This window comes from Peribacillus sp. B65, from assembly GCF_058513295.1.
In genome coordinates this window covers 790867-808138 of sequence record NZ_CP195840.1, presented here as the reverse complement: position 1 = coordinate 808138, position 17272 = coordinate 790867, and the positions used below count along the sequence as shown (strand labels likewise).

Here is a 17272-nt window from a genome sequence, read left to right as displayed (position 1 = left end):
AATAAAAGTAAGGGGGAATGATGGAATGATTTCAAATATTGGGGAAACGATCACCTTACATAATGGAGTTAAAATGCCACAGTTGGGTTTTGGTGTATTTAAAGTGAAAAACGGCAATGAAACGGTTGAGTCTGTCAAGAAAGCGATCGAAGTTGGATATCGTGCGATCGATACGGCTGCCATTTATGAAAATGAAGAAGGTGTTGGTCAGGCGATTCGTGAATGCGGCGTGCCTCGTGAAGAATTGTTCATAACATCTAAAGTGTGGAATACAGAGCAAGGATACGAAACGACGCTCCAGGCATTTGATGATAGTTTAAATCGCCTTGGCTTGGAATACTTGGATTTATACTTGATCCACTGGCCGGGAAAAGATAAATATCTGGAAACCTGGAGGGCTTTGGAAAAGCTTTATAAGGATGGAAAGGTGAAATCAATCGGTGTAAGTAATTTCCATGTTCATCATTTGGAAAATTTACTTGCAAACAGTGAAGTGAAGCCGGTCGTCAATCAAATTGAATTGCATCCACTTTTGACTCAAGTCGAAATTCGTGATTACTGTGCAAAACATGAAATAAAGGTAGAATCTTGGAGCCCGCTAGGAAGAGGAAACCTATTGGAAGAGCCGACAATTAATCATATAGCGAAGAAGCATGGGAAAAGTTCAGCGCAAGTGTTGATTAGATGGCATCTGCAAAATGATCTAGTTGTAATACCTAAATCGATTACGCCGTCCCGCATTGAGGAAAATGCACATGTATTTGACTTTTCATTAAGCTTGAATGAAATGAATCAAATAGATGCCTTGAACAAAAATGAACGGTTCGGCAGCAATCCCGATGAACTTTTGTTCTAAAGCATGCTGAAAATATAGAAGGGTGTCCCGAAATTGGGGCATCCTTTTTCTTTTTCCTTTATGAACATATTTGAGACGGTTACTGCTTATACTAACAATGTGACAAAGTTAAAGCCTATGGTATACCCGTTTAATATGTCTGATAATCCTGTTTTCGTTGCCAAATATTTTTAAAAAAAATTAGGTTTTAGATTATTTAAACGGGGAAAATAATGAGTACAGCGGCAAACAAAAAGAAAAAAATCACTAACATGAGGATTGTCCAATCAGTTACTCAAGGGCTATAGCTAGCTAACTCTACCCAATAACTAAAGCATTCACATTCATTAGATATCGTGCTAATCGGCATCATACCATTTGAATGTAAAAGTTAAAATAACTGAAAAAAGCATGACAAAATGGAAGTGATTTGATTTCTTGGAGTCTGCTGCAGAAATGAAAAAATAACTAATTTGAAGGAGGAAATATATTATGGGATTTTTATGGTCATTAATTATCGGAGGTATCATTGGTTGGTTAGCAGGTATGATCGTTGGACGTGACGTACCATTTGGAATTATCGGTAACATTATCGCTGGTTTTGTTGGTGCATGGTTAGGTTCATTAATTCTTGGGAACTGGGGACCTTCAGTAGCAGATTTCGCTATAATTCCAGCATTGATTGGTGCAATCGTATTTGTCTTCATCTTAAGCCTTATCTTAAAAGGCATGAGAAAAGCTTCATAAATAAAAAAATAAAGCTGGCCCAAGTGGCCAGCTATTTTTTATGCCAAAATGAACGGATTTCGTCCCGACATGCGTATATTTCGGCCGTATAGCGGAAAAATTCGACCCAACATGCAGAAGATCCGTCCGTGAAAAAATATGAGCGACAATTCGGATAATATTAATGAAGAAATAAGAACACCGTCCGAAATGGAACGGTGTTTTTTTGTTTAAATGGTGACATCGAATATATCAGGTTCATCAATGAAAGGAGCTTCAACGATCATTTTTTCTTCTGATATGGGATGGATGAATTCAATTTTCCTTGCATGGAGGGCTTGACGTGGAAATGTCCTTTTTCCGCCATATAAGGTATCTCCGGCCAATGGGTGGTTTAAATGACTGAAATGCACCCTGATTTGATGGGTTCGGCCGCTTTCCAAGGTGCAGCTGACGAGCGTCAAGTTTTTCTTGGGATCTCGGTTGAGCACCCGATAGTGGGTGACTGCTGTCTGGCCTGTAGGGGAAACCCTTCTTCTCGTCGCATGGTGGCGGTCGCGGCCAATTTTTTCTTTGATTTCTCCTTCATTCTTTTTAATGTTTCCTTCGACTAAAGCTAGGTAAGTCCGCTTGATTTCCCTTTCTTCCAACATTCTGTCCAGCATGGACCCAATAAGGCGGTTTTTGGCAAAAAGGACGGCACCGGTAGTATCTTTATCAAGCCTATGAATATGCTTGATCATACAGGTCTGGCCGGTTTTTTGAAGATGGTGCGCGACACCATTGAGGAGGGAGTGTGCTTCACCGGGCTGAGAAGGATGGGTATCCATTCCAGCCGGTTTATTGGCTATCAACAACACATCATCTTCATATAAGATGGAAATTCCTAAGTCTGCCGCTTGTACTGTTTCATTTTCAGCGTGATCCAATAAGGGGATGCTGATCGAATCTCCTTCATTAAGGATAGCTGACCATGCGACGGAATTCCCGTTCACTGTAACTTCTTTACTCATTCTCCATTCATGCACTAATTTTTTTGGGGCCTGCCAACGCTCCCTAAAAAGCTTTTCAATTGTTAATCCATTCCAACTTTGGAGAACATCAATTATTAAATGTTGGTTAGTTATTCTGAAATTTTCCAATAAAAACTCCTACTTTCGACTGCTTTGGTTTTGATTAAATGAAAAAAATATATAATAATTAAGAATTAGTCATGAAAAAGTAACCTTGGACCTATTGATGAAATTTCCGTGGTGGAAATTACCACATATTTTTTACAATATTTATGTTATTCTAGTGAGAAAGAAATCGCTTGTCCTAGAATATACATATAATAGATAGGTCTAACGGATCTGAAAAAAGGTGGTTTTTTTAGTGAAGACGGTCTTTTCTTCAACGGAAGAACAAGAGCAAGAAATAGCGAGTCTCGTTTCTCGTTTCTACGAATCTGTATTTCCCAAATACTTTACGGAAAGTGAAATCCTTCATTTTCGCGAGATTGGCGTTTTAAAGCCCAATCAAAGTTCTGTTACTTACTTGGCAACATTAAGAGACGCATTTCAAGTAATGACATGTCTTCAAGTCCTTATGTCGATATTAGACAAACAAAAGAGAGAAGATTTTATGGAATCTGAATCTGAAGAATTGTTCCAACATAACATCACTCTATTGAATGAATGCGGAATATTCTTCCCCTTTTATTATGACCATTTTTCAAGTATAAACCATGAAGCGAATAATGAGATCCAGATGATGGACATCCAGGTGGCGAATCAATATTTAGTATAAGGCAAAAAAAATGAGCCGGCTATAACGGGAGAAGCATTTCCGTTAGGGCCGGCTCATTTTTTCCATCCTTAATTAATATCGTGGTCCTTGAACCATTTCTCGAACGTTTCCTCATCATTATAGCCAACGATCCGTTCTTGTTCTTTGCCGTTATTATAGTGAACGATGGTCGGTGTGCTTTTGATGCCATAATCGCTCCATCCTTGTTCAAACTCCAAAAGATTGTATTGAACTAGATCGATTCCCAGCTTTTCTGCCAAAGGAGCCACGATTGGCGTGGTTTTTTGACAATGCGGGCACTCAGGACTATAGAAGTAAACGGTCACATCTTCATTATCCTGGAGGTCCTGCTCCAATTCTTCAGGCAGGATCAAGTTTTGATAATTGGGGTCATCCAGCTGATCGACAGTAGCGGGTTTAAGCTTATCCTTACCGTATGGATTTCCTTTTGATTTTTCTTCTTTTTTCAAGTTTGTAAAAACGCCCAGCAGGACAAATATCGCGACGATTATCACTAAAAATATAGCCATTTTCTTCATTAAGCTGCAACCTCCTTGGATCTTGTCCATATGATGTAACTGCATATGAAAATAATGATGAATGCAGTCAAGGCTAGGAACGGGATGGTGATGAAACCAAATACGTTTATATATTGACCTGTACATGGAACCCTTCCACATGCAAGGGTGTGGTCAGAAAAGAATGAAACCTTTTGTATCAAGTAATGGTACGTGGAAATGAATGCACCGATAGCGGATAATATCATCGTATAAAAGCTGATCCAATAATCTTTTCGAATGATTGCAATTCCTAAAATGATCGTAAAGGGATACATGATGATCCGCTGATACCAACAGAGGACACAAGGTTCATATTGCTTGATTTCAGAAAAATATAAGCTTCCAAACATAGCAATGATGGAAGCAGCCCAGGCTACAAATAATAAGTTTTCCACACTGCGTTTTGTATTGTTCATGGTTCCTCTTCCCCATCTCTTTTTACTCTCATGAAAAGTATAGTATGTAAGGACCGCGTATGTAAAATATATATTCTTTTAACGGACATTCAGAATGTTTTTATTTGTAATCCATGGGTAGGTTCAGTTGTTTTAATTTTTGAATAAGGGGTATAATTCTTATGGAAGAGATTAAAGGAGTCTGAGGAAAAATGCCCAATTTGGACCTGCATAAATATGAAAAAATAATGGAAATACGTAATATGAGGCTAGGAGACATAGATGAAATAATTGCTTTGCAGTCGAGTTGCTTTCCTGGAATGGTTCCCTGGAAGCGAGATCAGCTTGAGAGCCATCTGGCGATTTTTCCAGAAGGACAGTTTGTGGCTGAATATGATGGAAAAGTGATTGGCTCATGTTCCAGTCTCATTATTAATTTTGACGAATATGATGACCGCCATACATGGGATGATGTAACCGATAATGGGTACATCACGAATCATAATCCGGACGGTTATAATTTATATGGAATCGAGGTCATGGTCCATCCTGAATTCCGCAGGATGAAAATTGGCCAAAGATTATATGATTCAAGGAAAGAGCTTGTTGCCCATTTGAATTTAAAAAGCATCATTATCGGGGGAAGGATCCCCAATTACCATAAACATGCGGAAGAACTATTACCAAGGGAATATGTGAAAGAAGTGCAATTGCATAAAATATATGATCCGGTTCTTTCATTCCAGCTTTTAAATGGGTTCACGCTTATGAGGATCAATCCGAATTACTTGCCTGATGATCTGCAATCGAATAAGTATGCTACTCTCATGGAGTGGAATAACGTCGATTATCAGCCGAAAACAAAACGTTATTATAAAACATCAGAGCCGGTACGTATCTGCGTCGTGCAATACATGCTGCGTAAAATCGATTCATTCGAAGATTTCGCTAACCAAGTCGAATATTTCACCGATGTTGCTTCGGATGCTAATGCGGATTTCGCCGTGTTCCCGGAATTGTTCACCACCCAGCTGATGTCTTTCTTGAATGAAAGATCACCAAGCTTGGCTGTCCGGAAACTGTCGGATTTCACGGAGCAATACATTGAATTGTTTACCACTTTAGCTGTAAGGTATAACGTCAATATCATCGGCGGTTCCCACTTCGTTAAAGAAGATGATGACAATATCTATAATATCGCTTATTTATTCCGTCGCGATGGGACGATTGAAAAGCAATATAAAATTCATATCACACCGAATGAAAGAAAATGGTGGGGTATTAACGCAGGTGACCGCGTTCGTGTCTTTGATACGGATTGTGGAAAAATTGCGATACAAATTTGTTATGATATTGAGTTTCCGGAACTCGCCCGGATTGCTACCGACATGGGAGCCAAAATCATATTCACTCCATTTTGTACAGAAGACAGGCAAGGCTATCTGCGAGTTCGTTATTGTGCCCAGGCCCGTGCAGTCGAAAACCAAATTTATACTGTCATTTCCGGAACGGTCGGAAATCTTCCGCAAACGGAAAATATGGATATCCAATATGCCCAATCGGCAATCTTCTCTCCATCGGATTTCGAATTTGCGCGTGACGGCATAGTCGGGGAAACCAGCCCGAACCTTGAGATGGTCCTGATTGGCGATGTCGATTTGGAAATCTTAAGGCGGGAGCGTCAGTCTGGTACTGTAAAGCAATTGAAAGATCGCCGCCATGATATTTACCATCTGCATTACAAAGATGGCCAAAAATAAAGAGGTAAACGAGCTCGTGATGTGAAGAATGCTGGATTCGGTTCTTTTCATTACGAGCTTCATTTATTGGAATAAATGTGATAATTTTGTATATGTAAGGTAGATACATAATAATTACAAATATGAGGCGTTTGGGAGGAGATGTTGGAGATGGATTGGAAATCTTTATACACCACTTGGGCAGGGTACCAGAATTTAAATGGGGAATTACGTGTCCTCCTTGAGGAAATGCAGCGGGATGAAGCACAACTCGAAGATGCCTTTTATAAAAATTTAGAGTTTGGAACAGGCGGAATGCGCGGGGAAATCGGAGCGGGAACGAACCGGATGAATGTTTATACGGTAAGGAAGGCAACGGTTGGGTTGGCTCAGTATATCTCTTCGTTTGGGGAAGAAGCGAAAGGAAGAGGGGCTGTGATCGCTTATGATTCAAGACATAAGTCCCCGGAATTTGCACTGGAAGCAGCTAAGACCTTGGCAACATTTGGGGTGAAAGCTTATTTATTCGATGAATTGCGTCCAACTCCAGAATTGTCATTTGCGGTTCGCGAGCTGAATGCTTTTGCTGGCATCGTCATCACGGCAAGCCACAATCCGCCTGAATATAATGGTTACAAGGTTTATGGGTCAGATGGGGCACAATTGCCACCGGATGCGGCGGATCAAGTGATCAGCTACGTGAATGCCATTGAAAACGAGCTTGAAATTCAGGTTGAAGAAGCTGAAGTCCTTAAACTGCAGGGCCTCATCGAAATGGTTGGGGAGGAAGTGGATGCAGCGTATAATCGCTCGTTGCTTACAGTTCCAGAGAACCCGCAGCTTGCCGAGGAAATAGATGTGTCAATCGTCTTTACGCCGCTTCATGGAACGGCAAATAAATCCGTCAGGCGGGCACTGCAAAGCTTAGGTTATCAAAATTTGCATATCGTTAAGGAGCAGGAATTGCCAGATCCGGATTTTTCGACAGTTCAGTCTCCAAACCCGGAGGAACCTGCTGCATTTGAAATGGCCATCGAGCTTGGTAACAAGGTGGAAGCGGATCTATTGATAGCAACGGACCCGGATGCCGACCGGCTTGGAATTGCCGTGAGAGACGAGATGGGCCAATATGTTGTCCTGACTGGTAATCAAACAGGTGCCCTTTTCCTGGATTATTTACTCTCCCAGAAAAAAGAAAAAGGGAAGATTCCTCAAAATGGAGTCATCTTGAAAACGATCGTCACTTCAGAAATCGGGCGTACGATTGCCGAGTCATATGGCTTGAAGACGGTTGATGTACTTACCGGGTTTAAGTTCATTGCCGAGAAAATAAATCAGTACCATGAAAGCGGGGAAAGCAGCTTTTTGTTCGGATATGAAGAAAGCTACGGTTATCTGATTAAAGACTTTGCACGTGATAAGGATGCCATTCAAGCTGCGGTGCTTGCTGTCGAGGTCTGTGCCCATTATAAAAAGCAGGGATTGACCTTATATGAAGGGTTGCTGAATGTGTTTGAAAAGTACGGCTTTTACTTGGAAGGTTTGCGTTCATTGACTTTGAAGGGCATTGAGGGAGCGAAACAGATTTCTGGAATATTGAATCAATTCCGTCAAAATCCTCCTTCCCGAATAGCTGGCATTCCGGTAGTCGTTGAAGAAGATTACCAAAGCAGCAAGAAGCGTACATTACTTTCAAATGATGAAGAATTGATCGAGCTTCCGAAATCAAATGTATTGAAGTATTTCCTTGAGGATGGTACATGGGTTTGCCTGCGTCCTTCAGGCACTGAACCGAAAATTAAATTCTATTTCGGTGTCCAAGGTAAATCAATGCAAGAAGCTGAGTCCAAGTTATCGGGAGTCATGGAAGATTTCATGAGCAAGATTGAAGCATTGGTTTAAATGTATGAAAGCTAAACGAAAGACTTCTTCAGGTCTTTCGTTTTTTTTTTGATTTTTAGTTGCATGAAAAATCAAAATTCTAGGAAATTCCGTTGCGGTTTTGGTATACTGTATTGGCGACTGATCTCGGAAAACATCGGGGAATAATGGAGGTTTAATTCATGAAATTAGTAATCATTAATGGTTCACCACGTAAACAAGGGCGTACGGGGATTGCCTCACGCTACATATCCAAGAAATACGGAGCGGAACTTATTGATTTAAGCAATAGCAAAATCCCTTTATATTCAGGTGAAGGTGAACAATATCAACTGGAAGTTATTCAAGGACTTCGGAAAAGCATCGAGGAAGCTGATGGCGTAATTCTGACAACTCCGGAGTATCATGGTTCCATGAGCGGAGCCTTGAAAAATGCCTTGGATTTTCTAAGCAGCGAACAATTCACGCATAAACCAGTCGCTCTATTGGCTGTTTCCGGCGGAGGAAAAGGCGGGATCAATGCCTTGAATTCCATGAGGACAGTGGGTCGAAGCCTTTATGCAAATGTGATCGCCAAACAATTGGTTCTGGATCCGCATTGCTTCGATTACGAAAATGATGGTTTATTTGAAGAATCTGCAGTACTTGTAGAAGGTATGATTGAAGAGCTTAAAATGTATGCAACGGCATATGCTACAATCAAAAAATGATGAAATGAGGGTCAGGTATTTACATACCTGACCCTTCCTTGTTTTTATAGGGTTTCACCAGCCAAAGTTATATCCCCGAAAATCGATCCTCTTGTATAATTTTTCCCGTTTTGCAAAAACTATAGTTGATTTTAGCTTGGAAGTTCACTTAAATAATCACTTGTTTTTTCTGCTGCATGATCCAGATAACGAAGCAGTGCATACAGCTGGGATTGAACGATTTGATAATCATGCTCAAACCTGTAAGCGTGCAGAAAATGTTCTATTTTTTTTGAAAGAAAGTGATCTTTCGTTCGAACCATCAATACTAACAAGCTGTCCCAATCAGAACGGTGCGTGTGAAACAATGCCTGATCATAATCAGCAATCCTCATGTTCTTCTCCCCCTTATTAAGGAGCTATTTGTATTTTGTTCAGATATGACAGAACATTTCCTTACAATAAGTGGCGATGTATTTGGAACGCGGTTGTTGCTTTTTACCTGAATAAAAATAAAAGGTGAGTACATGAGAAAAATAATGGTAATTGGAATACTGGTGCTTCTTTTTTTCCCTGAACCATCGCTGGCGGCAAAAGTGTATTCCCCTGAACAGATGGAAATGGATCTGCAGGGAATTCAAAAGCAGTATGAATTGGACGTTCAAATTATCGGACAAACTGAAAAGGGAAAAAATATAAAGGCAGTTAGGTTAGGAAAAGGAAAAAGATCGATTTTGCTGGTGGGATCACATCATGGTCGGGAATGGCTCAGCTCCAAACTTTTAATGCGCATGCTTGAAGAATATGCAGCCGCATATCGAGCGGGCAAACCTGTTGGAGAATATCGGACGGAATCATTGGATGAAGTGAGCATCTGGTTCATCCCGATGCTGAATCCAGATGGCGTCAGCATCCAGCAAGGAGATTTATCCAACTTAAATGTTCTTGAAAAGGCTGCGGTATGGAAAATGAATCGATATAGCAGGAATTGGTCCCGGTGGAAAGCCAACGCTAATGGCATTGATTTAAATAGGCAGTATCCGGCTGGATGGAAAGAAGTCATGAGTCATGAAACAAAACCGACGTATCAATTTTATAAGGGCCGACAACCACTTGAAGCAGCTGAAGCTATAGCGCTTACGGATTTCACGAAAAAGATCGATCCCCTTATTGCCGTTTCCTATCATACCTCAGGAAGGGAAATCTTTTGGCATTACAATAATAAACGGAAAAATATGGCGAGGGATTATGGGATTGCAAAAAAGGCTGCCGAATTGACTGGATATGAACTGACCTTTCCGGACAAAGAAGCGGTAGGAAGCGGATATACGGATTGGTTCATAACTGAATTCCGCCGCCCGGGAATGACGATTGAACTTAGTTATTTAGTGGATGAAACCAATCCGCCATTGACTGTGTTTCCTGAGGAGTGGGAGAGGAATCGATTAGTTGGAATCATGCTTGTAAAAGAAGCAAAGCAGCTGCATAACAACTGAACAATTTTACATAATAATACTAACCGGAAAGTATGAGGAGGAAAGATTTTGAAAAAAGTCATCGTGATGCTAATGGGGATTTTTTTGATTATGCAAGCAGGGGCCATTTCAGCACAAGCCCAAAAACCCGATTACGAAAAATACGGAAAGATTGCGATTACAATAGTTCAGGCAGATTATCCTGAAGTTGAGATTACCGATTACGAATATAAGGGCAGAAAAACAGTAGCGAAAAATTTAGTCGAAGACGATTTCAGGTTTTTGGTCGAGAATAAAGGTCAGAAGTTCAATGTCATCGTGACTGTACAACATGATTTGAAAAATGAAAAATTACTTAGTTTGAAGGTCACAGAACAAAAAGGAAAGTGAGATCGGAACAACCGGAAAACTTAAGGGATGCATTACAGACATCTTCACCTCGAGAAGATGTTTTTTTCTGATTTTGTTTAAAGGTTGTCCGGGAAATGGTGGATTTCGGATTAGCTGCCAGTGGGGAATGATGGCAGCCGTTCAGCTTCCATGAAGTTTTCATTGCATTTAGGAGCAGCTAACAAGTATAGTTAGTATCAGAATGAAACAATAAGCTTGATTGTAGGGGTATTAGAAAATGAGAAAGTTTAAGAAAGTTTATGTGGAAATTACGAATATATGTAATTTGAAGTGTAATTTTTGTCCAAGCTCCAGCTTGCAAAGGACCCTGAAATTCATGGATCCTGAAGGGTTTACGGATGTTATCAAGAAAATCAAACCACACACCGATCATATTTATTTTCATCTGATGGGTGAACCGTTTTTAAATAAAAATTTGGGTACATTCCTGGATATCAGTGCTGAAAATGACCTGAAAGTTAATATTACAACGAACGGTACCTTGATTCAAAAGGTCAAAGACAAGCTGCTCTCCAAAAAAGCCCTTCGGCAGGTGAATATTTCACTTCATAGCTTTGAGGCAAACGATACGAGCAATAGTCTTGACTCTTATGTCAGTAATATTGCCGATTTTATAAATGAAGCAAATGAAAAAAGCGAAGTGATTTGTGCCATTCGTTTATGGAATATGGATACGGATGAATTAAAAGCGAGTAATGGCCTGAACGATGATATTCTGAGCATGCTGGAGGAGAAGCTTTCATTGGACATTCGCTTAAGTGAAGCTCTTCAGCAAAAGAATAATATAAAGTTGAGGGACAGGGTTTATATAAACATGGCCGAAAAATTCGAGTGGCCGGAATTGGACCGTGACATTATCGATGAAAATATTTTCTGCTATGCCCTTAGAGATCAATTAGGTATCTTGGTGGATGGTACAGTCGTACCTTGTTGCTTGGATAGTGAAGGCAAAATACCGCTGGGAAATATATTCGAAACATCACTTGAAGACATTTTAAATGGCGAACGGGCGAAAAATATGTATGATGGTTTTTCAAGAAGATGTGCAGTTGAAGAATTATGCAAACGATGTGGCTATGCAAAGCGTCATAAAAAATAAATGAAGGAAAACCACCGGTACATTTCGTGGTTTCAGACTGTAGACAAACTCGATGAAAACTTAGTTTGCCTACAGTTTTTTATTTCAGTTGATTTCAGAAATCCGCTCCCTTTCCGCCGACTGTCTTGGGCCGTTGACGAAGTTTATCGACCTAAACCACACCGTATTCGACCTTCACCTCACTATTCGGACTCTGAACCCCATTTTGCCGCCAAACTGAGACCACGGAGTCCATCTCCGTGGTTTTTTTGTGCTTGAAGCATTTCCTTCTTTTTTATTAAAAATTCAGAATATTATTGTTCTATTAAAAGTCCTGTGATAAAATACTCTCTATTATTGTTGAAGCGAAAACTTCATATTGTCATATAAAAAGTTTTGGATTCATATCTTGTTTCAGAGGGGATGTTTTATGGATTTACAGCAAAAAGTTAAAGAAGTATTCCCTGGTTTATCTACTGGTCAAAAAAAGGTAGCAAAATACTTGTTGGTGCATTCACATACATTTGCAGTCACTTCAGCTCAAAAGCTCGGAAAGGATATTGGGGTGAGTGAAACGACCATCATCCGCTTTTGCTATTCATTAGGGTTAAGTGGATATGCTGAGCTTCAAAAGCTTATTCGCAATCAGTTGATATACGAGAGCAGCAGTTTGAATGAGTATCATTCTTCAAAACTTGAAGCCGCGAGTCAGCCAAACTTCATGGCTCAAGTGATGGGGCAGGATATCATCAGCATCGAAAAGACAATGAAAAATTTATCAAATGAAGATTTCTCCAAAACAGTCGATAAATTGGCGGCAGCTGACAATGTTTTAATATCCGGACACCGTTTATCATTTTCGGCAGCACATTGGTTAACCTTTACGCTTAGGCTTGTTAGGGAAGAGGTTCATTTATATCGCCCTGATACTGATGATATATTTTTACTGTTGAATAAAATGACTGAAAATTCCGTTTTTGTGGCCATTTCATTTCACCGCTATGTTAAAGAGACTGTGAAAATAACGGAAATGGCCAAAAAAGCGGGTGCATTTGTAATTGGGGTTACGGATTCCGAACTGGCTCCGATTGCTGAATACACTGACATTTTACTGCCCATTTCAACACCAAGGACTTCCACGATCGATACCGCACCGGTTTTATTCTCATTATTGAATAGTTTAGTAGCTGGTGTATCGATTAAGGACGAACAGGGTTTCAAAGAAAGAAAAGCTATATATGATGCTTTCAATCAAGACGATTATTTCTTTTGAGGTAAAACTTCCACCAGTTTGGGGAACAAGCCGATTAAACCGGGATACAAGGGGGAGACAGAAATGGATATCACACAATCTATCGAAAAATTAAGGCCGCGTATACTCGATATTTTTGACCATTTACACGCAAATCCTGAAACGAGTTGGAATGAAGTGAATACGACAGCTTTCATTTCAAATATTTTAACGGAGAATCAGTGTACGGTGAAAACATTCGAGGACTGTACAGGAGTGATTGGGGAAATCGGGGATGGGAATTTTACGGTCGGGTTACGATCGGATATCGATGCACTTTGGCAGGAGGTGCATGGCACGTTTCAAGCCAATCATTCGTGTGGACACGATGGTCATATGACCTTGGCACTTGGAGTATTACTGGTATTGAGGGAAATGGACTTTCATCCTAGAGGGAAGCTGAAGTTCATTTTTCAACCTGCCGAAGAAAAAGGTACGGGCGCCTTGAAGATGATTGAAGAAAAGGTATTGGATGATGTCAATTTCCTTTATGGAGTGCACTTAAGGCCGGTTGAGGAAGTGAAGGATGGGCAAGCGGCGCCAGCCATTGTGCATGGAGCCGCTCAGTTCATTAAAGGTGAAATAGCGGGAACTGATGCGCATGGAGCCAGACCGCATCAAGGGCAAAATGCCATCGAGATAGGAGCGGCATTCATCACTTTGTTAAATGGTATCCATCTCAATCCGTCCATCCCTTATTCCGTAAAAATGACACAGTTTTTTGCTGGCGGCGAAAGTTCCAATATCATCCCGGGGAGAGCCACTTTTTCCTTGGATTTAAGGGCACAGGATAATGCAGTGATGGAAGAGCTCACCAAAAAGGTGGAAAAGGTTGCAGAATCTTTGGCCATTGTCCATGGTGTCGAAATGAAACTCGAACCGGGAACCTGTGTTGCTGCAGCAACCGTGAACGATCAAGCCCAGGAAATAATGTCTGAAGCGATAGCCGATACACTCGGGGAAAAAAATCTGGTAGCTCCTGTCATTACAACCGGGGGAGAGGATTTTCATTTTTATACGTTGAAAAGACCTGAACTCAAAGCGACGATGCTTGGATTGGGCTGTGATTTGGCACCAGGGCTCCATCATCCGAACATGACTTTCAACAAAGATGCTTTGTTATCGGGAATTGAAATCCTGGCCAAAGCCATCATACTGACTTTCGAGAAATATGGGGATGGGGGCCACTTACATGACTGATGAATTAATTGTTAAATCCCTTTCCACATTAGAGGATTTACAAGAAGTGCAGCGACTGGAAGCCCTCGTATGGGGTATGGATTGCGTTCCCATCCATCAGACGATTACGGCAGTCAAAAACGGCGGGCTTGTTTTAGGCGGCTATATCAATGGCCAGTTAGTCGGGTTTCAATATAGTTTCCCGGGATTCAAAGACGGAAGGGTATATCTTTGTTCACATATGTTAGCCATCCATCCGGACCATCAAAAGAAGGGCTACGGCAGATTACTTAAACTTGCACAAAAAGAAGAAGCACTAAAAAAAGGCTACGACTTGATCACATGGACGTATGATCCATTGGAAAGTGTGAATGCAAACTTGAATATCGGTAAGCTAAAAGCTGTTTGCTCTACATATATGGAAGATTGTTATGGAAATATGAAGGATACCCTCAATGAAGGACTGTCCACTGATCGATTCATGGTGGAATGGAATATACGGCAGGAAGCAAAGGAAGAGACTCCGCTTCCTGATGAAGCCATACACCTCGTAACGACAGCAATGAATGACCAAGGCTTTCCTTACATCAAGGATTATCATTTCGAAACCAATGCCGAGGTGATCGCCATACCCATTCCGACAGATATTCAACAAATCAAAAAAGCTGATCTTCGCCTTGCGATTGATTGGCGGTTAAAAACCGGTGAATTATTCAAAGCCTTTTTTGCCAAAGGATATGTTGCAGCCGGGATCGAACGGGAAAAAGGTAAAAACATTCAAAACTATTTATTAAAAATAAAAGAATAAGAGGGGATTCGGGATGAAAATAACAGAAGTGCGTTTACGTCATTTAAATATGGATTTGGTAGCTCCCTTTACAACAAGCTTTGGAACGTTTGTGGATAAGGAGTTCATTCTTGTGGAAGTGAAAAATGGAGAAGGGCTTTCGGGCTGGGCTGAATCTGTGGCGTTTTCAGCACCTTGGTATAACGAAGAAACCATAAAAACCAATTGGACCATGCTGGAGGATTTCCTGATTCCGCTTGTATTGGATAAAGAAATAGAGCATCCTCGTGATGTATCGGATATGTTCTCGCATATTCGTAAAAATAATATGGCAAAATCGGCAATCGAGGGAGCCATCTGGGATTTATATGCGAAAGAAAAGAATATTCCATTAAGTATGGCTTTAGGCGGAAAACTGGAAAAAATCGATGTTGGAATCAGCATCGGCATCCAAAAAACGGTACCTGAATTACTGAAGAAGATAGAAGCTGGATTGAGGGATGGGTATAAAAGAATCAAAATGAAAATACAACCAGGATGGGATGTAGATGTAATCAGGGAAGTACGCAATCGTTATCCCAATGTTCCGATCATGGCAGATGCAAACTCCGCTTACCGGCTGAAAGACATCGAATTACTGAAACAACTTGATCAATTTGATTTAATGATGATCGAGCAGCCCTTGTCATCAGATGATATTGTCGATCATGCCACATTACAAGCGGAAATCAAAACACCGATTTGCTTGGATGAAAGTATACATTCCGTCGAAGATGCAAGAAAAGCCCTTGAATTGGGAAGCTGTAAAATCATTAATATTAAGATCGGCAGGGTTGGCGGTTTAACGGAAGCAATGAAAATACATGAATTATGTAAAGAAAGGAATGTACCGGTTTGGTGTGGAGGCATGTTGGAATCTGGTGTCGGGCGTGCTCATAATATCGCTTTGACAACACTTGATAACTTCACGATGCCTGGTGATACGGCAGCATCCGCGAATTATTGGCATAAAGACATCATCCAACCAGAGGTTACAGTGGAAGATGGTGTCATAACCGTCCCAAAGGCGGCAGGCATTGGCTATGAAGTCGATTATGCTGCGATCGATGAATTCACTTCCTATAGTAAAAGATATCCTAATAAATAAGAGTAAGAATAAAAGAACTCCCGGCTTCATGGACATCTGCCCGTTAACTTGAAGCTGGGAGGCTATTAAAGAACAGGATCATGATGAAGGGGAAGATATTTCTTTTAACTTAAATTGTCAGAATAATCATATAATTAAGGTGGTATTTGATATGAAAAATAGTATAAATCTTGCAGGAGCATATATTGGAATCATCATTGGAGCAGGTTTCGCTTCAGGACAAGAAGTATTACAGTTCTTCACGAGTTTTGGAATCTACAGTGTATTGGGAATTGTGGTGGCGACAGCTTTATTCGCGTTTTTAGGCATGCAAGTTACCCAGCTGGGGAGCACTCTCCAAACACGCTCCCATAAAAGCATCATCGATCATATTTGTGGCCGCTATATAGGCAGGGTGGTCGATATTATCATCACATTTTTCTTGTTTGGCGTTACAGTCATCATGATTGCCGGTTCCGGAACGATTTTTGAGGAACAATTCGGGATTCCAAGCATTGTCGGTGCAATCGTCATGACGGTGCTCACGATTGGTACGCTTTTACTTAATGTTAATAAAATAATGTCCATCATTAGTGCCGTCACACCGTTTTTATTTGTTATCATGATCATTATTTCAGGTTATTCATTTTTTACATCCGATCTAAGTTTCAATCAAATCATTTCATCTTCAAGTAAAGGAACGGCTGCAACCGGGAATTGGATGATGGGTTCATTACTTTATGTTTCATATAATATGACTGCCGGAATAGCCATGCTAGCCGTAATGGGAGGGACCTTCAAGAATAAGAAAGAGGCTGGTATGGGAGGAATTCTAGGAGGGATCGGTTTAGGGATCCTGCTATTCTTGATCAATTTGGGGATGATGTCCGACTTGAAGGGCATAGAAGGCTCAGGAATGCCTACCCTTCATTTAGCGAATCAGATTTCTCCATGGTTGGGATATATCCTATCAATCATCCTTTTAGGAATGATTTATAATACCGCTGTCGGGATGCTGTATGCGTTCACCGCCAGGTTGGTGCCTGCCGAAACGAAACGCTTTAAAATATCCGTGATTATAGTCGGCATCCTCGCTTTCCTTGCAAGTTTCGTTGGCTTTATTAAATTGGTTGGGACGGTATACCCTGTCACAGGATACTTAGGTTTTGTCATCATTGCAGCGCTCATCATTTCCTGGATCCGTTCAAGAACGAAAAAAGAGGCTGTGAATACGGAATTCGCGAAATTTTAATTTCAAAGGGATTAAGTGCAGAACTGCACGAAACTTTTGGCCTGGCATCTTCTATATGGA

Annotated in this window: 18 protein-coding genes; 14 read left to right on the top strand and 4 right to left on the bottom strand. The window is 40.7% G+C overall.

What is annotated here, in order from left to right; all coding sequences use genetic code 11:
* The first annotated feature begins 25 nt into the window (after window positions 1-25).
* Window positions 26-856, top strand: coding sequence for an aldo/keto reductase (locus ACSR9O_RS04100; RefSeq protein WP_491723971.1), 831 nt, complete (start codon window positions 26-28; stop codon window positions 854-856).
* Between the two features lie 471 nt (window positions 857-1327).
* Window positions 1328-1582, top strand: coding sequence for a GlsB/YeaQ/YmgE family stress response membrane protein (locus ACSR9O_RS04095; protein WP_170946860.1), 255 nt, complete (start codon window positions 1328-1330; stop codon window positions 1580-1582).
* Between the two features lie 209 nt (window positions 1583-1791).
* Here the strand turns inward: ACSR9O_RS04095 and ACSR9O_RS04090 are convergent, their stop codons facing one another.
* Window positions 1792-2703: an RluA family pseudouridine synthase gene (locus ACSR9O_RS04090; protein WP_491723970.1), complete on the bottom strand. Its 912-nt coding sequence runs from the start codon at window positions 2701-2703 to the stop codon at window positions 1792-1794.
* A gap of 232 nt (window positions 2704-2935) precedes the next feature.
* Between ACSR9O_RS04090 and ACSR9O_RS04085 the strand changes: the two genes are divergently transcribed.
* Window positions 2936-3349 (top strand): DUF5365 family protein, encoded by a 414-nt coding sequence (locus ACSR9O_RS04085; RefSeq protein WP_491723969.1) that lies wholly within the window; start codon window positions 2936-2938, stop codon window positions 3347-3349.
* A 68-nt stretch (window positions 3350-3417) separates the two neighbouring features.
* Here the strand turns inward: ACSR9O_RS04085 and ACSR9O_RS04080 are convergent, their stop codons facing one another.
* Entirely contained in the window at window positions 3418-3888 is a 471-nt protein-coding gene (locus tag ACSR9O_RS04080) for a thioredoxin family protein (protein WP_048689755.1), read from the bottom strand.
* Window positions 3888-4325: a disulfide oxidoreductase gene (locus ACSR9O_RS04075; RefSeq protein WP_101224324.1), complete on the bottom strand. Its 438-nt coding sequence runs from the start codon at window positions 4323-4325 to the stop codon at window positions 3888-3890. Before ACSR9O_RS04075 ends, ACSR9O_RS04080 begins: the two co-directional genes overlap by 1 nt.
* A gap of 191 nt (window positions 4326-4516) precedes the next feature.
* On the opposite strand from ACSR9O_RS04075, the gene ACSR9O_RS04070 reads away from it, so the two are divergent.
* From ACSR9O_RS04070 to ACSR9O_RS04060, 3 genes are all read left to right on the top strand, one after another.
* Window positions 4517-6064 (top strand): carbon-nitrogen hydrolase family protein, encoded by a 1548-nt coding sequence (locus ACSR9O_RS04070; protein WP_101224323.1) that lies wholly within the window; start codon window positions 4517-4519, stop codon window positions 6062-6064.
* Window positions 6065-6214: 150 nt separating this feature from the next.
* Complete coding sequence (locus tag ACSR9O_RS04065) at window positions 6215-7945, top strand: phospho-sugar mutase (protein WP_491723968.1); 1731 nt, start codon at window positions 6215-6217, stop codon at window positions 7943-7945.
* Between the two features lie 161 nt (window positions 7946-8106).
* Window positions 8107-8634 carry an NADPH-dependent FMN reductase gene (locus tag ACSR9O_RS04060; RefSeq protein ID WP_491723967.1) on the top strand — a complete coding sequence of 176 codons (528 nt, stop codon included), beginning with the start codon at window positions 8107-8109 and terminating at the stop codon, window positions 8632-8634.
* Window positions 8635-8765: 131 nt separating this feature from the next.
* Here ACSR9O_RS04060 and ACSR9O_RS04055 read toward each other — a convergent pair whose 3' ends face one another.
* Complete coding sequence (locus ACSR9O_RS04055; protein ID WP_048689737.1) at window positions 8766-9008, bottom strand: YhdB family protein; 243 nt, start codon at window positions 9006-9008, stop codon at window positions 8766-8768.
* 132 nt (window positions 9009-9140) lie between these two features.
* Between ACSR9O_RS04055 and ACSR9O_RS04050 the strand changes: the two genes are divergently transcribed.
* The 8 genes from ACSR9O_RS04050 to ACSR9O_RS04015 all read left to right on the top strand — a co-directional run bounded on the left by ACSR9O_RS04050 (window position 9141) and on the right by ACSR9O_RS04015 (window position 17212).
* A complete protein-coding gene (locus tag ACSR9O_RS04050) occupies window positions 9141-10109 on the top strand; it encodes a M14 family zinc carboxypeptidase (protein ID WP_230177203.1) in 969 nt (322 codons plus the stop codon).
* 48 nt (window positions 10110-10157) lie between these two features.
* The gene (locus ACSR9O_RS04045) at window positions 10158-10478 is read left to right on the top strand and encodes a DUF3889 domain-containing protein (protein WP_230177204.1); all 321 of its coding nucleotides are present in this window, start codon (window positions 10158-10160) and stop codon (window positions 10476-10478) included.
* Window positions 10479-10716: 238 nt separating this feature from the next.
* A complete protein-coding gene (locus tag ACSR9O_RS04040) occupies window positions 10717-11598 on the top strand; it encodes a radical SAM/SPASM domain-containing protein (protein WP_101224318.1) in 882 nt (293 codons plus the stop codon).
* Window positions 11599-12007: 409 nt separating this feature from the next.
* The gene (locus tag ACSR9O_RS04035; protein WP_101224317.1) at window positions 12008-12850 is read left to right on the top strand and encodes a MurR/RpiR family transcriptional regulator; all 843 of its coding nucleotides are present in this window, start codon (window positions 12008-12010) and stop codon (window positions 12848-12850) included.
* Window positions 12851-12919: 69 nt separating this feature from the next.
* Complete coding sequence (locus ACSR9O_RS04030) at window positions 12920-14068, top strand: M20 peptidase aminoacylase family protein (protein ID WP_260357941.1); 1149 nt, start codon at window positions 12920-12922, stop codon at window positions 14066-14068.
* Window positions 14061-14855 (top strand): GNAT family N-acetyltransferase, encoded by a 795-nt coding sequence (locus ACSR9O_RS04025; RefSeq protein ID WP_101224316.1) that lies wholly within the window; start codon window positions 14061-14063, stop codon window positions 14853-14855. The genes ACSR9O_RS04030 and ACSR9O_RS04025 overlap by 8 nt, the downstream gene beginning before the upstream one ends.
* A 13-nt stretch (window positions 14856-14868) precedes the next feature.
* Complete coding sequence (menC, locus tag ACSR9O_RS04020) at window positions 14869-15981, top strand: o-succinylbenzoate synthase (RefSeq protein ID WP_260356802.1); 1113 nt, start codon at window positions 14869-14871, stop codon at window positions 15979-15981.
* 151 nt (window positions 15982-16132) lie between these two features.
* A complete protein-coding gene (locus tag ACSR9O_RS04015; RefSeq protein ID WP_101224314.1) occupies window positions 16133-17212 on the top strand; it encodes a YkvI family membrane protein in 1080 nt (359 codons plus the stop codon).
* The last annotated feature ends 60 nt before the right edge of the window (window positions 17213-17272 follow it).